We start from the raw sequence: 20,048 nt of genomic DNA on the forward strand, positions 1-20,048 counted from the left end.
GACAGCCCTCAGCCGAGGGCCTGTGTCAGGTCGGCCAGCAGGTCGTCGCCGTTCTCGATGCCGACGGAGAGGCGGACCAGGTCCGCCGGGACCTCCAGCGGGGATCCCGCGGCGGAGGCGTGCGTCATCCGGCCCGGGTGCTCCAGCAGCGATTCGACGCCACCGAGCGATTCACCGAGCGTGAAGAGCTTCGCGCGGTTGCAGACCTCGACGGCCGCTTCCTCCCCGCCCGCGACCCGGAAGGACACCATCCCGCCGAAGGCCTTCATCTGCTTGGCGGCGATCTCGTGGCCCCGGTGCTCGGGCAGCCCGGGGTAGAGGACCTGGGTGACCTTGGGGTGGCGGGTCAGCAGTTCGGTGACCTTGGTGGCGTTCTCGCTGTGCCGGTCCATCCGGACGGCGAGGGTCTTGATGCCACGCAGTACCAGCCAGGCGTCGAACGGACCGGCGACGGCGCCCATGGCGTTCTGGTGGTACGCCAACTCGTCCGACAGATCCGGGTCGTTGACGATCAGCGCGCCACCGACGACGTCCGAGTGGCCGCCCATGTACTTGGTCGTGGAGTGGACCACGACATCGGCGCCCAGGGCGAGGGGCTGCTGAAGGTAGGGGCTGGCGAAGGTGTTGTCGACGACGAGCCGTGCACCCGCGGCGCGGGCGACACCGGCGACCGCCGCGATGTCGGTGATGCCGAGCAGCGGGTTGGAGGGGGTCTCCACCCAGATCGCCTTGGTGCGCGGGGTGATCGCGGCCCGGACCGCCGCCACGTCCGAGGTGTCGGCGACCGAGAACTCCACGCCCCAGCGCGAGGCGACCTTCGCGAACAGCCGGAACGTGCCGCCGTAGGCGTCGTTCGGGATGACCACGTGGTCGCCGGGCGTCAGCAGCGTACGGAGCAGGCAGTCCTCGGCGGCGAGGCCGGACGCGAAGGCGAGTCCGCGGCGGCCTCCCTCCAGGGCCGCGAGGTTCTCCTCCAGCGCGGTGCGCGTGGGGTTGGCGCTGCGGCTGTACTCGTAGCCGCCGCGCAGGCCGCCCACGCCGTCCTGCTTGTACGTGGACACCTGGTAAATGGGCGGAACAACGGCGCCGGTAAGAGGATCGGCGGTGTTTCCCGCATGGATCGCGAGAGTCTCGAAGCTGTGCTGGTCGCTCATGGGCCCCGAGCGTAGTTCGTTCCGAGGGCGCTCACAGAGCACCTTGCCGTCCGGTGACAATGGGGGCATGGAGATTCTGTGGTTCCTGCTCGCGCTGTGCCTGCTCGCCGCGGTCGTCGGCCCCTATGTGCTGCGCCGTCGGGGCGGTATCCGTCAGGTGGCGCCCGGTTCCCCGGACGCCGCCGATCCGGACACCTACGGCTTCGTGCGTCAGGAGGAGCTGGACATCCGGATGCCGGGCCCCGACCAGGATCTTCTCGATGTGCTCGATGTCGTCCAGCACACCCAGGAGTGGCGGGCCGCGTCCCAGCTGCTGTCCGGAACGCCGAAAGACGGTGAGGTGCGGTGGCAGCGGGTGCAGGCGTTCGCCGGGGCCGCTTCGCTGGAGCTGATGCAGCGGCCGGGCGTGGGCGGGGCGTGGCTGCGCAAGTGGCGGGCCGAGGCACCGAAGGACGCGGGGGCCGCGGCCGTGCACGCGGAGTTCCTGGTCCAGCAGGCGTGGCGTTCGTCCACGGCCGGTACGGACGACTTCCGGATCATTCTGGAGGAGGCGCGTACGGTCGTCGGTGAGGCGGCCCTGCTGGCGCCGGGCGACCCCGTCCCGTATCTGGTGGAGCTGGCCGTCGCCCGTGGACTCGGTTACTCCCACGAGGAGTTCGACCGGCTCTGGGCGAAGATCATCGACCGGGCGCCGGCCCACATGGGCGCGCACATCGCGGCACTGCACTTCTGGTGCGAGAAGTGGCACGGATCGCGCGAGGAGGCCGACCGCTTCGCGACCGCGGCCGCCGCCCGCGCCCCGCAGGGCTCGCTGCTGGCCGCGCTGCCGCTGTTCGCGGTGTACGAGCATCTCCCCGAGGTCAATCTCGTGCAGGGGTTCTACCGGAGCCTGGTGGTGACGAAGGCTGTCGAGGGTGCGATGTTCGCGGTCCACGCGGCCCGCGCCGACGACCCGATGCTCGCGCACGTCCGTCATCTCCTGGTGCTGTTCCTGGTACGGATGGAGCGCTGGTCCGAGGCGATGAACCAGTTGATCCACATCGACGGGCACGTGGGCGCGCTGCCGTGGACGGCGGACTCCGACCCGGCCGCCGAGTACACCGTGTACCGGGCCCTGGCGGTCGCCGGCTACGAGGCGAACGGCGGCAGCCCGGCGACGCTGCTCAGCTAGGACCCCCGAGGCGTCACTGTGCGACCGTGGGGGGGGCGGCGCCCCCGCTTTCCCGGCCGTTTCACACGGCCGTGTCCCACAGGATTTCCCGCGACCGCTTCCCACCACTGCTTCCCACGACAAGGACCGGTGTTCCCGTGGCACGACTGATACCCCTGATCCTGATCGGCCTCGGCCTCTACTTCTGGTTCAAGTCCCGCAAGCGTGCCGCCGCCTATCTGAGGGACGCCGAGTCGCAGGACCGCACGCCCCGCGCCTGAGCACCGCGGCCGGAATCCACGGCGGTCCCGGTGCGTTGTACGGACATCACGCCGACCCCAGGAGGAGCCCCGCATGTTCCTGAACCGCCGCACCCCGCAGCTCCCCACCCCGGAGGAGGCCCTGCGCGGCCGTGCCACCCCGGAATTCACCGTCCCCGCCCGCCACACGGTCCTGGGCAACGCCCTGCTGGGCCCGTACCCGGAGGGTCTGGAGGTCGCGGACTTCGCGATGGGGTGCTTCTGGGGTGCCGAGCGCAAGTTCTGGGAGACGGACGGTGTCTGGACGACTCTCGTCGGTTACCAGGGCGGCTATACGGAGAACCCCGCGTACGAGGAGGTCTGCTCGGGCCTGACCGGCCACACGGAGGCGGTCCGCGTCGTCCACGACCCGAGGACCGTCACGTACGCCCAGCTCCTGAAGGTCTTCTGGGAGTCCCACGACCCGACCCAGGGCTTCCGCCAGGGCAACGACGTGGGCACCCAGTACCGGTCCGCGATCCACACCCACTCCCCCGAGCAGGCGGCGGCCGTGGCGGCGTCCCGCGAGGCGTACCAGAAGGTCCTCACGGGATCCGGCTACGGCGAGATCACCACGGAGATCCTCCCGGCCGAGGGCCGTACCTTCTGGCCCGCCGAGCCGGCGCACCAGCAGTACCTCGACAAGAACCCGGCGGGCTACTGCGGGATCGGCGGCACGGGTGTCTCGTGCCCGATCGGTGTGGCACCGGCCCAGGGCTGAGCCGGATACCCTCGCTCCGACGTGAACGGGGAGGGTGGGGGCACCATGCGCGACAACCGTACGGACGGGCCGGCGATCCCTTCGTTGAGCGGCCGGCCCTGGTGGGCCGCCAACGAAGCTCTGGCGTTCCTGGTGGAACTGGTGGCGCTGGCGTGCCTGTTCTGGTGGGGGTTCACTCTCGGCCGCAATCTGGCGGTTCAACTACTGCTGGGCACCGGGGTACTGGCGATCGCCATCGCCCTGTGGGGGACGTTCGCCGCACCGCGCGCCCGGATCCGGCTGCCGCCGGCCGGGGTGCTCGCGGTGAAGGCCGTGGTGCTGGGCGGCGGCGCCTTCGGGCTGTACGCGGTGGGGCACCCGGCGGCGGCCGTGGTCATGGCCGCCGTGGTGGTGGCCAACACGGGCCTGGCGGAGACGTTCCGGCGCAGGCCGGGCCCCACGGCGTAGCGCAGCGGCTCCCGCGGCGTGGCCCGGGCGGGCTCCTTCGCCCGCGTCGTCCGAGACCGCGTACACCCGCTCCGGGCGTGCCCGCACGCACCACGGGGCCGGAACGCGTCCGCGTCCCGGCCCCGTGCGAGTGCGACGGGAACCCGGTCAGATCAGTCCCTGCGCCAGCATCGCGTCCGCGACCAGCTCGAAGCCGGCGATGTTGGCGCCGACCACGTAGTTGCCGGGGCTGCCGTAACGCTCCGCCGTGGTGTAGCAGGAGTCGTGGATGTGGCGCATGATCTCCGCGAGCCGCTCCTCCGTGTGGGCGAACGTCCAGGAGTCGCGCGAGGCGTTCTGCTGCATCTCCAGGGCGCTGGTCGCCACGCCGCCCGCGTTGGCCGCCTTGCCGGGGGCGAAGGCCACGCCGGCGTCCTGGAACACGCGGACGGCCTCGGGGGTGGTGGGCATGTTGGCGCCCTCGGCGACCGCCTTCACACCATTGCGTACGAGGGTCACCGCGTCGGCCTCGTGGAGTTCGTTCTGCGTGGCGCAGGGCAGGGCCACATCGCAGGGCACGTTCCAGACGCCGGTGCCGGGCACGAACACGGCGTGCTCGCCGCGGCGTTCCGCGTACTCGGAGACACGGCCGCGGCCCGCCTCCTTGATCTCCTTGAGCAGGGCGAGGTCGATGCCCTTCTCGTCCACGACGTAGCCGTCGGAGTCGGAGCAGGTCACCACCGTGGCACCGAGCTGCTGGGCCTTCTCGATCGCGTAGATCGCGACGTTGCCCGAACCGGAGACGACGATGCGCTGCCCGTCGAGGGACTCACCGCGGCTGCGGAGCATTTCGGCGGTGAACAGGACGCAGCCGTAGCCGGTCGCCTCGGTACGCACCAGGGCGCCGCCCCAGCCGAGGCCCTTGCCCGTGAGGACTCCGGACTCGTAGCGGTTGGTGATCCGCTTGTACTGGCCGAAGAGGTAGCCGATCTCGCGGCCGCCCACGCCGATGTCACCGGCGGGGACGTCGGTGTACTCGCCGAGGTGGCGGTGGAGCTCGGTCATGAACGACTGGCAGAACCGCATGATCTCGGCGTCCGAGCGGCCCTTCGGGTCGAAGTCGGAGCCGCCCTTGCCGCCGCCGATGGGCATGCCGGTGAGGGCGTTCTTGAAGATCTGCTCGAAGCCGAGGAACTTCACGATGCCGAGGTTGACCGAGGGGTGGAAGCGCAGCCCGCCCTTGTACGGGCCGAGCGAGCTGGAGAACTCGACCCGGAATCCGCGGTTGACGTGGATGTCGCCGGAGTCGTCCGACCACGGCACACGGAAGATGAGCTGGCGCTCCGGCTCGCATATGCGCTCGATGATCCGGGCGTCCACGAACTCCGGCCGCTGGGCCAGCACCGGGCCGAGCGTCTCCAGGACCTCCCGTACGGCCTGATGGAACTCCTTCTCGCCCTGGTTGCGGCGGAGGATCTCCGCGTACAGCGGCTCGATGACGCGTTCGGCGGCGTGCGGCGTTGCGGAGTCAGGGGTGGCCGTCATCTGATCAAGACCTTCCGTGGGTCGGCTCATGCGCGAAGGCGCCCCCGTCCCGAGGGGCACCAGGTCCCCCCTCGCCGTTGAGGGCGTCGCCCGACATCACGCATACCGTGCTCACGAAAGCGACGTACAGGACCGTTGTGGCGTATCGAGTGTCCCAGTGGGACGACGCAATGCTCCACGGGCATCCACATGGTGATCCCGTCGTGCCGCGTGCGAGAAGGCCGCAACCGACCGGCCCCGGGCCGGTTCCGGGGAGAATCGGCCGGGTTGCGGCGGGGCCGCACGTCATCCGAAGTGGTGAACCTCACAGGGGCGTGCGGGCGGTTGTGAGGTCCGCGGCGGCCGTCCTCAGCTCTCGCGCGGGCCGCGCAGCACCCACAGGCCCGCCGCCGACGCGAGCAGGACCACGCCCGACACGACGCTCAGGGCGATGTGCAGTCCTTCCTGGTCCACCAGGAAGTTCAGCGAGAGGTTCGCGACGAGTGCGGCGACGAGCACGGTCCACAGAAACGGCTTCACGGGGTTCCTCCGGGAACAGGAAGTCGGGCAGGTGCGCCGGACTCTCGCCCGGCTGTGTCCTCGATGCTTCCAGCGGCCGGATTCCGGCACGAGGGGCCGGCCTCCCGGACCGATGGTGTAGCGGGCTACACCATCGGCCGGCGTCCCGATGTCCCGGAGGTATGCGGTCCGGGCCCGCGGTGACGGTCGATCAGACATGATTCCGTCATGACAACATCGCGGGGGGACCGCAAGGGCCGGGATCCTCATATTCCTTACAGGGCAACGCCGTTGGCCATGGGCCCGCTGCTCGGCCATGGGCGGCCGGGACCCCCGTACGTCCCCGCACGGGCGGAGCGGCCCGTGCCGCGCACACCGCCCCGGGCCGGTGAGATGCGCCGCTACCTCGCTGTCGGACTCGACTGCTACCTCTGCCTGGTCACCGGCGGGTTACTCGTCCGGCCGTACGCGGACTCGGCGAGCGTTCCCCAGGTCGTCGGGCTGCTGATCGGGCCGGTGCTCGTCCTCTCGTTCCTCAATCAGGTGGTGCTCACCGCGGTCGTGGGCGCGGGCGCGGGAAAGCTGATCATGGGGATAAGGGTCGTGAGCCTGCCGGATGTGCGGCGCCCCGGCCCCGGGCGGCTGACGCGGCGCTGGCTGTACGGGCTGTGCTGGCTGCCGCTGCAGCCCTGGTACGGGCTCCGCGCCCGTCTTGCCGGGGCCGGCGGCGGGGGCGGCCCCGGTCCGCGGCCGGCCTGCGAGGAGGCCGCCGCCCGCACCGACCCGGCCGGGCTGCGCCAGGTCCGCCGCAGCGACCTGGCGGCGCACCGCAGGGCCGTGGCCGGGCGTGCCGGTCCGAGGACAACCGGAAGCCCCTGACCGGCGGACCCGGGCGGGTCCGCCGGTCAGGGGCGGGGTGGTGAGCTGCTGCCGGATCAGGCCGCGGCGTTCTCCGTGATGGTGACCTTGCCCTTGCGGATGGTCGCCAGCCGCGGGGCCCTGCGGGCGATCGCGCTGTCGTGCGTGACCATGATGAAGGTGAGCCCGTGCTCCTTCCACATGGTCTCCAGCACCTCCATGATCTCGTCGCGCATGGACTCGTCGAGGTTGCCCGTGGGCTCGTCGGCGAGGAGCACCTTGGGCTGCTTGACCAGGGCTCTGGCGATGGCGACCCGCTGCTGCTGACCGCCGGACATCTCGCTGGGGAGGTGGCTGAGCCGTTCGCCCAGTCCGACCGAGTCGAGCGCCTCGGCGGCTCGTCTGCGCCGCTCGGCAGCCTTGATGCCGAGCGGGACGAGGGCCGTCTCGACGTTCTCCTGGGCGGTGAGCGTCGGGATGAGGTTGAAGCTCTGGAAGACGAAGCCGATGTTCTCGGCGCGCACCTTGGTGAGCTTGGCCTCGCTGAGCTTCGCGAGGTCCACCCCGTCGAGTTCGACGCTGCCGTCGGTGGGGCGGTCCAGGCCGCCGAGCATCTGCAGCAGCGTGGACTTGCCGCCGCCGGTGGGGCCCTGGATGACCAGGCGGCCGCCGTCCTCGATGGTCAGGTCGACGCCGGCGAGCGCGTGAACGGTGGACTTGCCGCGCGTGTAGCGCTTGGTGACGCCTTTAAGGGTGTACATGGGTCAACTCCTGCTGGCCGATGATCGCGGATCCCGGGCGAGCGCCTCGTGGATCGCGGGTCGCGGGGACGGGGGTGCGGGATGCCCGGCGACCGGGCATCCCGCGGCGGGTCACTCGACGCGGCGCAGCGCGTCGGCGGGGCGCAGCCGGGAGGCGCGCCAGCCGCCGAAGGCTCCCGCGATCAGCCCGCCCGCCACGGCCAGGCCGACGGCGATCAGGATGGTGGAGAGGGAGACGGGTGCGGTCAGGGCGATGTCGAGCGCCTTGGACGCGGTCTGGCGACCGCCGCCCATCATGCCGCCGCCGCGTCCCGCGCCGCTGCCCGATGAGCCGAGCTGGGCGGTGAGGGTGGGGCTGACGGCGGTGACGATGTACGCGCCGGCGAGGCCGATCGCGATGCCGAGGACGCCGCCCATCAGGCCGTTGACGAGGGCCTCGCCGATGACCTGGCGGGTGACGCGGCCGCTCTTCCAGCCGAGCGCCTTGAGCGTGCCGAACTCCCGTACGCGGCGGCTGACCGCGGAGGAGGTGAGGAGTCCCGCCACCAGGAAGGCGGCGATGAGCACGGCGATGGAGAGCCACTTGCCGACGCTGGAGGCCAGGTCGGACGCGGTGGAAAGGGAACCGGACACGGTGTCCGCGAGGTCGGCGGAGGTGGTGACCGTGGTGCCCGAGATGTTCTTCTGGATGGTGGCCTTGACGCTGTCGATCTGCTGCGAGTCCGCGGCCTTGACGTAGACCGTGGTGACCTTGTTCTTCGCGTCGGCGAGGGTCTGCGCCTGCTGGAGCGGGATGTAGAGGTTGGCTGCCGCGTCACCGCTGTCGGCCGTGGAGACGCCGACGATCGTGAACTTGGTGCCGTGGATGGTCACCGTCTTGCCGGCCGAGAGCTTCTTCTCCTTGGCGTAGGCGGCGTCGACGACGGCCACCTTCGCGTTGGTCTCGGTCGTCTTGAACGTACGTCCGGCGGTGATCTTCGACGAGGTGAGCGGGCCGAGATCCTGCTTGGTGACGTCGGTGCCGTACACCGTGTAGGAGTTGACGTCGAAGGAGGCGCCGCCGCCCTGGACCTCGCCCTGCGGCTGGCCGGTGCCGCCGCCGGGGCCGCCCCGGGTGCCCCCGGTCGTGCCGCCCTCCTGCTTGAACTCACCGCGCTTGAACTGGCCGTCCACCTTCATGACGGTCATGCTCAGCCCGCCGACGGCGTCGGCGACGCCGCTCTGCTTGTCCACCTTGTCCACGGTGGTGGAGGCGAGCGTCTGGAAGCCCTGGACCATGACCCGGTCCGTGCTCTGAGTCGCTTCGTCGTCGCTGTCCTTGGCGTCGAACTCGAACTTGGGGCGTTCCGTGCTGGTTCCCGGGGCTGCGGCGGCCTTGGTGACGGTCATGTCCGTACCGAGGCCGTAGAGCGATTCGAGGACCTTGTCCTGGGCCTTGCTCATGCCCGAGGAGACCGAACTGACGATGATGACCAGCGCAATGCCGAGGGCGAGCCCCGAGGCGACGACGAGCGCCGCCTTTCTGCGGCGGCGCAGCTCGCGCCGGAGGTAGGTGAAGAACATGGCGCGAGGCTATGGACCGCTTGTGATGGTGGGTTAAGGCCACGATGAGAGCGAGATGAGAACAGCCCGGTACGCCGAAGGCGGCGACTCCGGGATCCGTGGGGATCCGGTGCCGCCGCCTGGCGTGCGGAACGGGGTGGGTGCTGCCCGGGGTGAGGGGGAAGCGGCCGGCCGGCTCAGGCCTGGGAGCCCGCCGTCCACTGGGCCCAGCTCATGTTCCAGCCGTTGAGGCCGTTGTCGGGCTGGATGGTCTTGTCCGGGGAGTTCTTGACGACGACCACGTCACCGATCATGGAGTTGTTGTAGAACCAGGCGGCGGGCTCGTTGGGGTCGCCGGCGCCCTTGGCGTCGGAGAGGCCGACACAGCCGTGGCTGGTGTTGGCGCTGCCGAAGATCGACTTGGCGCCCCAGTAGTTGCCGTGGATGAAGGTGCCCGACGTGGACAGCCGCATGGCGTGCGGCACGTCCTTGATGTCGTACTCGCCCTTGCCGTCGTCGTCGGTGAAGCCGACCGTCGAACCGTCCATCCGGGTCTCCTTGAACTTCTCGGAGATCACCATCTGGCCGTTGTACGTCGGGTTGTCCGACGAACCGGCCGAGATCGGGATGGTCTTGATCGTCTTGCCGTTCTGGGTGACGGTCATCATGTGCGTCTTGGCGTCCACGGTCGAGACCTGGTTGCGGCCGACCTTGAAGGTGACCGTCTTCTGCTGCACGCCGTACACGCCGTCCGCACCCTCGACGCCGTCCAGCGCCAGCTTCAGCGTGACGGTGGAGCCGCCCGTCCAGTAGTCCTCGGGACGCAGGTCCAGGCGCTGGGAGTTGAACCAGTGGCCGACGACCTGCTGGCCGCTGCTGGACGTCACGGTGATGCCGGCCTGGACGGCCTTCTGGTCGGTGATCGCCTTGTTGAAGTTGATCGAGACGGGCATGCCGACGCCGACGGTCGAGCCGTCCTCGGGGGTGAAGTTCCCGATGAAGCTGTTGGCGGGCGACACGGTGGTGAAGGAGGAGTTCTCGTGCGCCTCGCGGCCCTTCGAGTCCTGCGCCGTCGCATTGATCTTGTACGTGGTCGAACGCTCCAGCTGGGCGTCCGGCTTCCAGCTCGTGCCGTCGGCGGACAGGGTGCCCTTGACGCTCTCGCCGGCTGCCGTCGTCATCGTGACGACCGTCAGCTTGCCCTTGGCGACGGTGACCTTGGCGGCGTTGTTGATGCTCGCGTTGGTCGCGCCGTTCTTCGGCGAGATCGCTATCTGCGCCTCGGAGGCCTCCTCGGCCGCCGCCTTGTCGACCTCGGCCGCCTGTGACTTCGAGCTGTCGGGGCTAGGGCCGCCCTTGTCGCCGCCGTCGTTGCAGGCCGAAAGCACCAGCACGCCGCCGAGCAGTGCGGACGCGGCCATGAGGCCCCTGCGCCGTTTGCTGTCCGTCATCACACGCTTCTCCATCGTTGCCGAAATCCCCAAAACCCCGAGCAAGGCCGTCGACCGGCGATACCTCGTCAATGTTCCAAGAACACCCTGAACGGGTGCCCGGTTCCATATCTGCCTCAGATGTGGGGAACACCACTCATCGACGCGGTGGTGACAGCCGTGGTTCCCGCTGTTCATCACCTATGTGTCCGCCGGTACACGAACCGGTTGTACAGCACGTCCGGGATCCGTATCCACCGGCTGCTCACGCAGACCGGCCCCGGCCCGCCGGAAGCGGGCCGGGGCCGGTGTTCCCACCCGCTAGACCCGCCGTTCCGTGCTGCCGTCCTTCTCCCCATTGTGCGGGACGCCGGAGGTGCTCTCGTCGCCGTCGTCGTCCTGGTCGTCATCGAGATCCCATCCGTCCGGGTCGTCCGGGTCGTAGTCGATGGTCTCGCTGCTCCAGGAGGCCTGCGCCAGCTCGACCCCGGGCACCTCCCCGACCAGGTCGAACGGGTCGATCAGCGAGGCGAGGGCCTCCGCACCGTCTTCCCGTACCGCGGTCTCGGCATGCGTACGTTCTTCGGCGGACTCGCCGCCGGGCTCCCCGTACTCGGCCGCGAGGCTTTCCAGCGCGGTCCCGCTCAGGGCGTCGGCGTCCGTGATCTCCACCACCATTTCGACACGAAGGCGAACGAATCGTGATGACTCAGAAGTGCTCATGCTGCGGAGCGTAAGGCAGACCGGCACATGGAGGGCGGAAGAAGGAGCGGGCCCGGGTGCGTGCAGCCGCAGCGCGGAGGACCGAGGCGAAGCGAAGGGGTTCCCCGCCACGCCTTCGGGGCCGTGGGGGAGTTGCTGATCGGCGGCGGCGCCGCGGACGCGCGTGCACAGGCGCGCGGAGCCGCCCCCTGTGACGGCCGGCCCGAACTCCCGGCCTCCACGGCTTTCCCGCGACCCGCTGCGTTCATTAGCATCGGTGCAACAGGCCTGAGGGGCCCCGGCATTCGGGGAGCCCTCTCTCTTACGGCTGCCCCGAGGGGGATCGATTCCGTGGCCATCACCCGCCGCCCGCTCATGACCGCCACCGCCGCGGGAACGCTGTTGTGCGCCTTGTGGTTCGTCCCGTCCGCCAACGCGGGCGATGCGGCTCCCCCACCGGACACGACGGGCCACAGCGCCGCCGCATCCGGTTCGGAGCTGGGCCCCACCACGCTCGCCGAGACCGGGACGGGGATCGACACGACGCCCTATCTCGTCGGCGGCATGGCACTTCTGGGCATCGGGGCCGGCTTCGTCGCCTACTCGGGCCGTCGCGGAGGTCCGCAGCCGGCCCTCTGAGGGCCGCATACGCGGCAGCGGCCACCGGGTCCGCCCGGTGGCCGCTGCCGCGCGTATGCGGCCGTGGTCAGGCCAGCGGACCCGTGACCGGCTCGACCGCCGCGACGAGCTTGCCCGCCCGGACGAAGGCGTCCGCCGCGGCCAGGTCCGGCGACAGGAAGCGGTCCGGGCCGGGGCCCTCGACGCCCGCCGCCCGCAGCGCCTCGATGGCGGCGAGCGAGGCGGGGGCCGGGGTCAGACCCTGCGCGGCGCGCAGCTCGACGGCGCGGGTCGCCGCGTACAGCTCGACGGCGACGATCCGCGCGAGGTTGTCGACGGCGGTACGGAGCTTGCGCGCGGCCGACCAGCCCATCGACACGTGGTCCTCCTGCATCGCGGAGGACGGGATCGAGTCGGCGGAGGCGGGGACGGCGAGCCGCTTCATCTCGCTGACCAGGGCGGCCTGGGTGTACTGGGCGATCATCAGGCCGGAGTCGACACCGGCGTCGTCGGCGAGGAACGGCGGCAGCCCGTGCGAACGGTTCTTGTCCAGCAGCCGGTCGGTGCGGCGCTCGGTGATCGAACCGAGGTCGGCGGCGACGATGGCCAGGAAGTCCAGGACGTACGCGACCGGCGCCCCGTGGAAGTTGCCGTTGGACTCGACCCGCCCGTCGGGGAGCACCACCGGGTTGTCGACGGAGGAGGCCAGTTCGCGGTCGGCGACGGTCGCGGCGTACGCGAGGGTGTCGCGGCCCGCGCCGTTGACCTGGGGCGCGCAGCGCACGGAGTAGGCGTCCTGGACGCGCGGCGCGTCGTCCTGGTGGTGACCGGTCAGACCCGAACCGGCGAGCACCCGCAGCATGTTGTCGGCGCTGGCGCCCTGGCCGGGGTGCGGGCGGATGGCGTGCAGCTCGGGGGCGAGGACCTTGTCCGTGCCGAGCAGTGCCTCCAGGGAGAGGGCCGCGGTGATGTCGGCCGAGGTGTAGAGGCTGCGCAGGTCGGCGAGGGCCATCACGAGCATGCCGAGCATGCCGTCGGTGCCGTTGAGGAGGGCGAGGCCCTCCTTCTCTCGGAGCTCGACCGGGGTGATGCCGTGGGCGGCGAGGAGCTCACCGGCCGGGCGGACGGTCCCGTCGGGGCCCTCCGCGTCGCCTTCACCCATGAGGGTCAGGGCGCAGTGCGAGAGCGGTGCCAGGTCACCGGAGCAGCCGAGGGAACCGTACTCGTGAACGACGGGTGTGATCCCGGCGTTGAGTACGTCCGCCATGGTCCGGGCGACCTCGGGCCGCACGCCCGTGTGTCCGGAGGCGACCGTCTTCAGCCGGAGGAACATCAGCGCCCTGACGACCTCGCGCTCGACCCGCGGGCCCATGCCGGCCGCGTGCGAGCGGACGATGTTGCGCTGGAGCTGAGCGCGGAGCTCCGGGCCGATGTGGCGGCTGGCCAGGGCGCCGAACCCGGTGGAGACGCCGTAGACCGGCTCGGGCTTGGCGGCGAGCGCGTCGACGATCTCGCGGGCGGCGGCCAGGGCGCTCACCGCGGCCGCGGAGAGCTCGACACGGGCGTTGCCGCGGGCCACGGCGATGACGTCCTGAGCGGTGGTACCGGACGTCCCCACCACGACTGTATGCATATCCATATTCAGAAGCGTACGGACTGAAACCCTTCATGTCACTAGTGGTCGCCGGGTTGACCCCTTACCTCATCCGTCACTTCCGGGACGGCTCCCCGCAGGCGGCGACGGTCGTGGGCGGACTTGGGCGGGGAGTCGGCGAGCCGGATGACCTCGCCGTCACGCCCCGCCACCACGGGCTTCACGGAGCGGGCCGCCTTCGCCCGGTACTGGGCCGCGTCCGCGAGGCGGAAGAGCCGCCGCGCGGAGACCACCGGACCGATCGGGTCCCCGGTGGACGCGATCCCGCAGGCGACCCCGTTGCCGAACTCCAGCTCGGCGGCCCGCTCGCAGAGCTCCGTGGCCACCGCGATCACCTCGTCCGCCCCGGGGCCCAGGGCCAGCAAACAGAACTCGTCCCCGCCGAGCCGGGCCGCCAGCGCCCCCGGCAGCATGGCCCCGCACCGGGACAGGACGGAGCCGAAACGTTCCAGCAGCCGGTCGCCGACGGCATGCCCGTGCGTGTCGTTGACCCACTTCAGGCCGTTCAGATCGCAGACGACCAGGCTCACCACCGAACCGTCCTCCCGGTGCCGCTCCACCGCCTCGTCCAGCCGCATGTCGACCGCCCGCCGGTTGGCGAGGCCGGTCAGCGGATCGGTGAAGGCGAGCTTGCGCACCTCCTCCAGGCGCTCCGTCTGGGAGATCCCGGCAGCCACGACGGCGGCCAGCACGGTGGCGAAGTCCGCGTCCCGACGGCCGAACACCGACTCCCCCACCGGTCGCGCCACATAGAGCTCACCCCAGGCCCGCCCGTGCAGCACAATCGGCGCGACCACGCAGCAGCCGCGCCCGCGCCGGCGCAGCGCCGCCACCCGCTGATGGCAGTAGGCGCGCCCGTAACCGTGCACCCCCTGCACACCCGCGCCCCCGGACTCCGGCTCCAAGGGACCGTCGGCCGTCTCCACCCAGGCGTCCGGCTCACCGCCCCCGGCCCACCGCTCATGCAGGAACTCGGTGATCTCCGGGAACTGATGCACCGGGTACGTCTCCTCGTCGGGGAACTCCTCCTCCCCCTCGGCCCGCTCGCCCGCGTTGACCAGCACCCGCAGCCGCCCGCGCCCGCGCTCCCAGACCGACAACGCGGCGAAGCTGCCGCCCAACGCCTCGCACGCCCCCAGCGCGGCCGCTCGCCAGCACCCCCGCGGGGTGTGCGCCGCCGCCATCGCCTGCGCAAGCGAAACCACGGCCCGCAGCCGCGCATCATCACCACCCATCGCACCAGCTTATGTAGATTTGCGGTGATTTGATCAGTTCAGGGCTCGACTTATGCGCGGTGCGTCGCAGATCAGACACCCAGAGTCATGTTCGTGTCATTCCCCGGGCCAGTTCGCCTTCCGCTTCTCGTTGAACGCCGCCACGCCCTCCGCCCGGTCGCCGGAGAAGGCCACCGCCCGCCACGCGGAGTCCTCGACCTCGAGGCCGGCCCGCAGATCGAGCCCGTGGCCGAGCCGCAGCGCCCGCTTGGCCGCCCGCAGCCCCACCGGGGAGTTCGCCGCGATCCGGCCGGCCAGCGCGAGCGCCTCGGCCCGGTCCTCGCCCTCCGCCACCAGCTCGTCGACCAGCCCCAGCTCCCGCGCCTCGGCCGCCTCCACCCGGCGGGCGGTGAAGATCAGCTCGGCGGCGCGCGCCGCTCCGATCCGGCGCGGCAGCAGCTGGGTGCCGCCACCGCCCGGGATGACCCCGACCGAGACCTCGGGGAGGCCCACCAGGGCCGTCCGGTCGGCGACGATCAGGTCGCAGGACAGGGCCAGCTCGAACCCGCCGCCGAGCGCGAAGCCGTGCACCGCGGCGATCGTCGGCATCGGCAGTTCGAGGACCCCGGTGTAGGCGGCGCGTGCCGTGGGCCGCTGGCGCACCAGGTCCGCGTCGGTGAAGGAGTTGCGCTCCTTGAGGTCCGCGCCGACGCAGAAGGCCCGCTCATGGCTGGAGGTGAGGACGGTGACCCGGACGTCCGGGTCGGCGGCGAGCGCGGCACAGGCTGCGCCGATCGAGCGCGCCATGTCCGTGGACACGGCGTTCATCGCCTTGGGCCGGTCGAGAACCAGCTCGGCAACGTGTTCCAGGCCCTCGTGGCCCCGTACGACGACGAACTCCCCGAACCGCTGCTCGGACGTGACGGTCATGACTGCACCCCTCCGGTTAACGAGCGTTACCGGAGGGATCCTAGAGCTCTCCCCGGGCGGGAGGGCAGTGGGCTGTCGAGCCGGTCAGAAGGCACCGGCCGGGCAATCGGGGACCGGCCAGGGCACTCGGCCCGCCGACCCGGGAACTGTCACGACAAGCCGCCCCGCCGACCGGGGACCGGTCGGAACGCGCCCGGCCGGGCAATCAGGGATCCCTCAGCACACGTCGGCCCGCCGACCCGGGGACTGCCACGACAAGCCGGCCCGGCGACCCGGGACCGGTCAGGACGTGCCGCGACGGGCCAGCAGCCACGGTTCGACGATGCCCAGGCCACGCACCGGGCGCTGCCACATCGGCTGCAGCCCGTAGCGGTACCTGGGTGCGGGAGCCGGCTCCTCGCCGTCCACGCCCTCCTTCTCGGCGCGCGCGGCGGCCGCGGCCTCCTCCGCGGCCCGGGCCTCGGAGACGGGGGCGTCGCCGGTACGGGTCAGCTCCTTGGCGAACGCCCCGTCCACCAGGACGGCGTCCTTCGGCGCTATCGAGGTCAGCCGGCTGGCGAGGTTCACCGTGGTGCCGAAGACATCGCCCATCCGGGTGGTGACGGTGCCGAACGCGATGCCGACGCGCAGCGCCGGCATCGTCTCGTCCAGGGTCATCGCCTCGATGAGGCGCAGCGCGATCTCGGACGCGGTGCCCGCGTCGTCGGCTGCGAAGAGGACCTCGTCACCCAGGGTCTTGATCAGCCGGCCGCCGTGCGCGGCGACGAGGTCGGCGCAGGTGGTCTCGAAGGACTCGACGAGTTCGCCGAGCTCCTCCTCCTCCAGGCGACGGGTGAGCCGGGTGAACCCGACGAGGTCGGCGAAGCCGACGGCCAGGCGCCGGTCCACCATCTCCTCGTCGTCCGCGGCCTGCACGACCCGGCCGGTGGCGGCGGCGAGCTGGCGCCGCCACACGTACACCAGGAACTCCTCCAGCTCCGGCAGGAGCAGTTCGATCAGGGGGTACGTGACCTCGGTACGGGTCATTCCCGGCTCGGGCGGCTCGGTGAGGCCCTCCAGGAAGGAATCGATCTGCCATTCCGCCAGCCGGGCGGTGGTCTGCCCGGTCGACCGGGCCACCTGGATCGCCATCGGCTCGCTGAGCAGCCCCGCCTCGACCAGACCGGACAGCCGCCGCAGAGCCAGCACGTCGGCCTCGGTCAGCGCCTTGGCCTGGCCGATGTCGGCGAATCCCATGGCCCGCCAGAACCGGGACGCCAGATCCATGGAGACGCCCGCGGTGCGGGCGGCCTGGAACGGGGTGTAGCGCCGGTCGGCCCCCAGGATCAGCTGTTCCAGCCGGATCGCCAGGGGATCGTCGGTCGGTTCGGCCGTGTGGTCGACTTCGTGATGCGGTGTCGCGTGGACCGAGGAGTCCGACGGGGGCTCTTCGCCCGCGCCGGAGGTCGTGTCGTCGACGGTCACCAGCCGCCTCCTGCCCGTTCCCTGCGCACTGCCCTGCCGATCTGTCGGTGGATCGCCTCAACGATACGGCAGGTGTGCCCTACCTCACGTCGTCCAGGGCGTTTCGTTCGGATCATGCCGTACCGCGGGAGCCCGGCCTGATCCGAACGGGGTCCCCGGACGTCACCGGACGGTATCCGCGCCGCGGGCGGCCCTCAGGTCAGTCCGCCCTCCGCACCGCGCAGGTGCACGATGTCACCCGCCGATACCGGCTTCCGCAGTCCGTCGTCCGAGGACAGGACCAGCCGGCCGTCCCCGTCGATCGCCACCGCCTCACCGGTGAGCGTCCGGTTGCCTGGCAGCTGGGCCCGCACCTTCCGGCCGAGCGTCGCGCAGCCCGCCGCGTACGCCTCCTGGAGCCCGCCGGCGGCCGCGTCGCCGTCGGCCGCGCGCCACTGTCCGTACCAGTGCTCCAGTGAGCGCAGTACGCCCCGCAGCAGTGTCTCGCGGTCGGTGGAGACCGCTCCGGCGAGGGCGAGCGAGGCGGCGGTGGGGGCGGGCAGCTCGTCGGCCCGCAGGGAGACGTTGAGGCCGATGCCGATGACGACGCCGTCGCCGGCCCGCTCGGCGAGGATGCCGCCCGTCTTGCGCTCCTCCCCGTCGACCGTGACCAGCAGGTCGTTGGGCCACTTCAGCGCCGTGTCGACGCCCGCCGCCCGCGCCAGGCCGGTCGCCGCCGCGACCCCGGCGAGGAGCGGAAGCCAGCCCCACCGCTGCACGGGAACCGGGCCCGGCGTCAGGTAGACGGAGAAGAACAGGCCGGAGCGGGCCGGCGCCGTCCAGGTGCGGTCCAGGCGGCCCCGGCCGGCGGTCTGCTCCTCGGCGACCAGGACGGTGCCCTCGGCGAGGGAGGCCGCGCGGCCCGCGAGATCGGAGTTGGTGGAGCCGGTGGCGGCGACGACGTCGAGAGCGGTCCACAGCCCGCCCGGTACCAGCAGTCCGCGGCGCAGCGCGGGGACGTTCAGGGGCGGCCGGTCCAGGTCCGACCAACGGCTCTGTGGCGCATCCGAAGGTGTCATGCAACCCAGCCTAGGTGTGTCAAACGACGCACTGCCGAACCGTATCCGCGCCGATACGCTACGGGGCAGTAGCCGTTCGGTGCTGCGTGCCGTCAGCCCTTCATCCGCTGATCAGCAGCACAGTCGTCCCCGTGACCAGGCAGGGAGCCGCCACCCGATGTCCGAGCCGGAAGAGATCGACATCCACACCACCGCGGGCAAGCTCGCGGACCTGCAGCGCCGTATCGACGAGGCGACCCACGCGGGCTCCGCACGCGCGGTGGAAAAGCAGCACGCGAAGGGCAAGTTGACCGCGCGCGAGCGCGTCGATCTCCTGCTCGACGAGGGTTCCTTCGTGGAGCTGGACGAGTTCGCCCGGCACCGGTCGACGAACTTCGGGATCGAGAAGAACCGGCCGTACGGAGACGGTGTCGTCACCGGGTACGGCACGGTCGACGGCCGTCCCGTCTGCGTCTACTCGCAGGACTTCACCATCTTCGGCGGCTCGCTCGGCGAGGTCTACGGTGAGAAGATCGTCAAGGTGATGGACTTCGCGCTGAAGACCGGCTGTCCGGTCATCGGCATCAACGACGGCGGCGGTGCCCGCATCCAGGAGGGTGTCGCGGCGCTGGGCCTCTTCGCGGAGATCTTCCGCCGCAACGTGCACGCCTCGGGTGTCGTCCCGCAGATCTCGCTGATCGTCGGACCGTGCGCGGGCGGCGCGGTCTACTCCCCCGCGATCACCGACTTCACGGTCATGGTCGACCAGACCTCGCACATGTTCATCACGGGACCCGACGTCATCAAGACGGTCACCGGTGAGGACGTCGGCTTCGAGGAGCTCGGCGGTGCCCGTACGCACAACACCACCTCGGGTGTGGCGCACCACATGGCGGGTGACGAGAAGGACGCCATCGAGTACGTCAAGTCGCTGCTGTCGTACCTGCCGTCGAACAACCTCTCCGAGGCCCCGGCCTTCCCGGAGGAGGCTGACCTGGCGGTCAGCGACGAGGACCGCGAGCTCGACACGCTCATCCCGGACTCGGCGAACCAGCCGTACGACATGCACACCGCGATCGAGCACGTGCTGGACGACGGCGAGTTCCTGGAGACCCAGGCCCTGTTCGCGCCGAACATCCTCACCGGCTTCGGCCGGGTGGAGGGCCATCCGGTCGGCATCGTCGCCAACCAGCCGATGCAGTTCGCCGGTTGCCTGGACATCAACGCGAGCGAGAAGGCCGCACGGTTCGTCCGCACGTGCGACGCGTTCAACGTGCCCGTGCTGACCTTCGTCGACGTGCCGGGCTTCCTGCCGGGTGTCGACCAGGAGTACGGCGGCATCATCCGCCGCGGCGCCAAGCTGATCTACGCGTACGCGGAGGCGACCGTCCCGCTGATCACGGTGATCACCCGCAAGGCGTTCGGCGGCGCGTACGACGTCATGGGCTCCAAGCACCTGGGCGCCGACATCAACGTCGCCTGGCCGACCGCCCAGATCGCCGTCATGGGCGCCCAGGGCGCCGTCAACATCCTGCACCGCCGTACGATCGCCGCCGCCGAGGACCAGGAGGCGACCCGCGCCGAACTGATGGCGGACTACGAGGACGCGCTCCTGAACCCGTACGTGGCGGCCGAGCGCGGTTACGTCGACGCGGTGATCATGCCGCACGAGACCCGGGCGCAGGTGGTCAAGGGGCTGCGGCAGCTGCGGACGAAGCGGGAGTCGCTGCCCCCGAAGAAGCACGGCAACATCCCCCTCTAGAAAGGGTCCTGGCCATGATCAAGGTCGTAAGGGGCAACCCGACCCCGGAGGAGCTGGCCGCCGCCCTGGCGGTGGTCCAGGCGCGCGCCGCCGCGGCGGCCGCCGTGTCGTCCGGTGCACCGGAGCTGCCCGCACAGTGGTCCGACCCGGGCCGTCTGGCCCGGCGCGGACGCCATCTGCCGGGGCCGCGCGCCTGGGCGCGTACGTACTGGCCCGGTTAGTCACGGAGTGTCGCCGGAGGCCCGGATCCCTTGTGGGTCCGGGCCTCCGGCGTGCACCGGAA

General features: G+C 71.1%; 20 protein-coding genes. 8 read left to right on the forward strand and 12 right to left on the reverse strand.

The window, feature by feature from the left end:
- Window positions 1–8: 8 nt before the first annotated feature.
- Window positions 9–1,154 carry a cystathionine gamma-synthase gene (locus ABT025_RS03405; RefSeq protein WP_350989313.1) on the reverse strand — a complete coding sequence of 382 codons (1,146 nt, stop codon included), beginning with the start codon at window positions 1,152–1,154 and terminating at the stop codon, window positions 9–11.
- Window positions 1,155–1,221: 67 nt separating this feature from the next.
- Between ABT025_RS03405 and ABT025_RS03410 the strand changes: the two genes are divergently transcribed.
- The 4 genes from ABT025_RS03410 to ABT025_RS03425 all read left to right on the forward strand — a co-directional run bounded on the left by ABT025_RS03410 (window position 1,222) and on the right by ABT025_RS03425 (window position 3,771).
- Window positions 1,222–2,325 (forward strand): hypothetical protein, encoded by a 1,104-nt coding sequence (locus ABT025_RS03410; protein WP_350989315.1) that lies wholly within the window; start codon window positions 1,222–1,224, stop codon window positions 2,323–2,325.
- A 137-nt stretch (window positions 2,326–2,462) separates the two neighbouring features.
- Window positions 2,463–2,585, forward strand: coding sequence for a hypothetical protein (locus ABT025_RS03415; RefSeq protein WP_350989317.1), 123 nt, complete (start codon window positions 2,463–2,465; stop codon window positions 2,583–2,585).
- A gap of 73 nt (window positions 2,586–2,658) precedes the next feature.
- Window positions 2,659–3,324, forward strand: a complete 666-nt coding sequence (gene msrA / locus ABT025_RS03420) for a peptide-methionine (S)-S-oxide reductase MsrA (protein WP_350989319.1) — start codon at window positions 2,659–2,661, stop codon at window positions 3,322–3,324.
- 45 nt (window positions 3,325–3,369) lie between these two features.
- Complete coding sequence (locus ABT025_RS03425; protein ID WP_350989321.1) at window positions 3,370–3,771, forward strand: YrdB family protein; 402 nt, start codon at window positions 3,370–3,372, stop codon at window positions 3,769–3,771.
- Between the two features lie 147 nt (window positions 3,772–3,918).
- On the opposite strand, the gene gdhA is transcribed toward ABT025_RS03425, so the two are convergent.
- Both gdhA and ABT025_RS03435 read right to left on the reverse strand, forming a co-directional pair.
- Entirely contained in the window at window positions 3,919–5,295 is a 1,377-nt protein-coding gene (gdhA, locus tag ABT025_RS03430) for an NADP-specific glutamate dehydrogenase (RefSeq protein WP_350989323.1), read from the reverse strand.
- 348 nt (window positions 5,296–5,643) lie between these two features.
- Window positions 5,644–5,814: a hypothetical protein gene (locus tag ABT025_RS03435; protein WP_350989325.1), complete on the reverse strand. Its 171-nt coding sequence runs from the start codon at window positions 5,812–5,814 to the stop codon at window positions 5,644–5,646.
- A 372-nt stretch (window positions 5,815–6,186) separates the two neighbouring features.
- Here ABT025_RS03435 and ABT025_RS03440 point away from each other — a divergent pair, with 372 nt between their 5' ends.
- A complete protein-coding gene (locus tag ABT025_RS03440) occupies window positions 6,187–6,672 on the forward strand; it encodes an RDD family protein (protein ID WP_350989431.1) in 486 nt (161 codons plus the stop codon).
- Window positions 6,673–6,728: 56 nt separating this feature from the next.
- Here the strand turns inward: ABT025_RS03440 and ABT025_RS03445 are convergent, their stop codons facing one another.
- The 4 genes from ABT025_RS03445 to ABT025_RS03460 all read right to left on the reverse strand — a co-directional run bounded on the left by ABT025_RS03445 (window position 6,729) and on the right by ABT025_RS03460 (window position 11,107).
- On the reverse strand, window positions 6,729–7,412 hold the full coding sequence (locus ABT025_RS03445) for an ABC transporter ATP-binding protein (RefSeq protein ID WP_350989327.1): 684 nt from the start codon (window positions 7,410–7,412) through the stop codon (window positions 6,729–6,731).
- A gap of 111 nt (window positions 7,413–7,523) precedes the next feature.
- A complete protein-coding gene (locus ABT025_RS03450) occupies window positions 7,524–8,975 on the reverse strand; it encodes an ABC transporter permease (RefSeq protein WP_350989329.1) in 1,452 nt (483 codons plus the stop codon).
- A 176-nt stretch (window positions 8,976–9,151) separates the two neighbouring features.
- Window positions 9,152–10,420 carry a L,D-transpeptidase gene (locus tag ABT025_RS03455; RefSeq protein ID WP_350989331.1) on the reverse strand — a complete coding sequence of 423 codons (1,269 nt, stop codon included), beginning with the start codon at window positions 10,418–10,420 and terminating at the stop codon, window positions 9,152–9,154.
- A gap of 285 nt (window positions 10,421–10,705) precedes the next feature.
- The gene (locus ABT025_RS03460) at window positions 10,706–11,107 is read right to left on the reverse strand and encodes a hypothetical protein (RefSeq protein WP_350989333.1); all 402 of its coding nucleotides are present in this window, start codon (window positions 11,105–11,107) and stop codon (window positions 10,706–10,708) included.
- A gap of 330 nt (window positions 11,108–11,437) precedes the next feature.
- On the opposite strand from ABT025_RS03460, the gene ABT025_RS03465 reads away from it, so the two are divergent.
- Window positions 11,438–11,725 (forward strand): LPXTG cell wall anchor domain-containing protein, encoded by a 288-nt coding sequence (locus ABT025_RS03465; protein ID WP_350989335.1) that lies wholly within the window; start codon window positions 11,438–11,440, stop codon window positions 11,723–11,725.
- A gap of 67 nt (window positions 11,726–11,792) precedes the next feature.
- Here ABT025_RS03465 and hutH read toward each other — a convergent pair whose 3' ends face one another.
- From hutH to ABT025_RS03490, 5 genes are all read right to left on the reverse strand, one after another.
- Window positions 11,793–13,343 carry a histidine ammonia-lyase gene (gene hutH, locus ABT025_RS03470; RefSeq protein ID WP_350989337.1) on the reverse strand — a complete coding sequence of 517 codons (1,551 nt, stop codon included), beginning with the start codon at window positions 13,341–13,343 and terminating at the stop codon, window positions 11,793–11,795.
- 35 nt (window positions 13,344–13,378) lie between these two features.
- Window positions 13,379–14,593, reverse strand: coding sequence for a GGDEF domain-containing protein (locus ABT025_RS03475; RefSeq protein ID WP_350989339.1), 1,215 nt, complete (start codon window positions 14,591–14,593; stop codon window positions 13,379–13,381).
- A 96-nt stretch (window positions 14,594–14,689) separates the two neighbouring features.
- A complete protein-coding gene (locus tag ABT025_RS03480) occupies window positions 14,690–15,502 on the reverse strand; it encodes an enoyl-CoA hydratase/isomerase family protein (protein ID WP_350989341.1) in 813 nt (270 codons plus the stop codon).
- A 282-nt stretch (window positions 15,503–15,784) separates the two neighbouring features.
- Window positions 15,785–16,966: an adenylate/guanylate cyclase domain-containing protein gene (locus ABT025_RS03485; RefSeq protein ID WP_350989343.1), complete on the reverse strand. Its 1,182-nt coding sequence runs from the start codon at window positions 16,964–16,966 to the stop codon at window positions 15,785–15,787.
- A 194-nt stretch (window positions 16,967–17,160) separates the two neighbouring features.
- The gene (locus tag ABT025_RS03490) at window positions 17,161–18,024 is read right to left on the reverse strand and encodes a biotin--[acetyl-CoA-carboxylase] ligase (RefSeq protein WP_350989345.1); all 864 of its coding nucleotides are present in this window, start codon (window positions 18,022–18,024) and stop codon (window positions 17,161–17,163) included.
- A gap of 157 nt (window positions 18,025–18,181) precedes the next feature.
- Here ABT025_RS03490 and ABT025_RS03495 point away from each other — a divergent pair, with 157 nt between their 5' ends.
- Together ABT025_RS03495 and ABT025_RS03500 are read left to right on the forward strand one after the other, a co-directional pair.
- Window positions 18,182–19,765 (forward strand): acyl-CoA carboxylase subunit beta, encoded by a 1,584-nt coding sequence (locus ABT025_RS03495; RefSeq protein ID WP_350989349.1) that lies wholly within the window; start codon window positions 18,182–18,184, stop codon window positions 19,763–19,765.
- A 14-nt stretch (window positions 19,766–19,779) separates the two neighbouring features.
- Window positions 19,780–19,986, forward strand: a complete 207-nt coding sequence (locus tag ABT025_RS03500; RefSeq protein ID WP_350989351.1) for an acyl-CoA carboxylase subunit epsilon — start codon at window positions 19,780–19,782, stop codon at window positions 19,984–19,986.
- Window positions 19,987–20,048: the final 62 nt, after the last annotated feature.

The sequence above is a fragment of the Streptomyces sp. NPDC002809 genome (assembly GCF_040295435.1).
Lineage (GTDB): Bacteria > Actinomycetota > Actinomycetes > Streptomycetales > Streptomycetaceae > Streptomyces.

Excerpts from the sequence above, each read along its gene's own strand:
- ABT025_RS03480 (WP_350989341.1), bottom strand. The coding sequence starts at position 15,502 with ATGACCGTCACGTCCGAGCAGCGGTTCGGGGAGTTCGTCGTCGTACGG.
- ABT025_RS03500 (WP_350989351.1), top strand. The coding sequence starts at position 19,780 with ATGATCAAGGTCGTAAGGGGCAACCCGACCCCGGAGGAGCTGGCCGCC.
- ABT025_RS03490 (WP_350989345.1), bottom strand. The coding sequence starts at position 18,024 with ATGACACCTTCGGATGCGCCACAGAGCCGTTGGTCGGACCTGGACCGG.
- hutH (WP_350989337.1), bottom strand. The coding sequence starts at position 13,343 with ATGGATATGCATACAGTCGTGGTGGGGACGTCCGGTACCACCGCTCAG.
- ABT025_RS03410 (WP_350989315.1), top strand. The coding sequence starts at position 1,222 with ATGGAGATTCTGTGGTTCCTGCTCGCGCTGTGCCTGCTCGCCGCGGTC.
- ABT025_RS03455 (WP_350989331.1), bottom strand. The coding sequence starts at position 10,420 with ATGGAGAAGCGTGTGATGACGGACAGCAAACGGCGCAGGGGCCTCATG.
- ABT025_RS03475 (WP_350989339.1), bottom strand. The coding sequence starts at position 14,593 with ATGGGTGGTGATGATGCGCGGCTGCGGGCCGTGGTTTCGCTTGCGCAG.
- ABT025_RS03445 (WP_350989327.1), bottom strand. The coding sequence starts at position 7,412 with ATGTACACCCTTAAAGGCGTCACCAAGCGCTACACGCGCGGCAAGTCC.
- ABT025_RS03495 (WP_350989349.1), top strand. The coding sequence starts at position 18,182 with ATGTCCGAGCCGGAAGAGATCGACATCCACACCACCGCGGGCAAGCTC.
- ABT025_RS03425 (WP_350989321.1), top strand. The coding sequence starts at position 3,370 with ATGCGCGACAACCGTACGGACGGGCCGGCGATCCCTTCGTTGAGCGGC.
- ABT025_RS03460 (WP_350989333.1), bottom strand. The coding sequence starts at position 11,107 with ATGAGCACTTCTGAGTCATCACGATTCGTTCGCCTTCGTGTCGAAATG.
- gdhA (WP_350989323.1), bottom strand. The coding sequence starts at position 5,295 with ATGACGGCCACCCCTGACTCCGCAACGCCGCACGCCGCCGAACGCGTC.
- ABT025_RS03405 (WP_350989313.1), bottom strand. The coding sequence starts at position 1,154 with ATGAGCGACCAGCACAGCTTCGAGACTCTCGCGATCCATGCGGGAAAC.
- msrA (WP_350989319.1), top strand. The coding sequence starts at position 2,659 with ATGTTCCTGAACCGCCGCACCCCGCAGCTCCCCACCCCGGAGGAGGCC.
- ABT025_RS03450 (WP_350989329.1), bottom strand. The coding sequence starts at position 8,975 with ATGTTCTTCACCTACCTCCGGCGCGAGCTGCGCCGCCGCAGAAAGGCG.
- ABT025_RS03440 (WP_350989431.1), top strand. The coding sequence starts at position 6,187 with ATGCGCCGCTACCTCGCTGTCGGACTCGACTGCTACCTCTGCCTGGTC.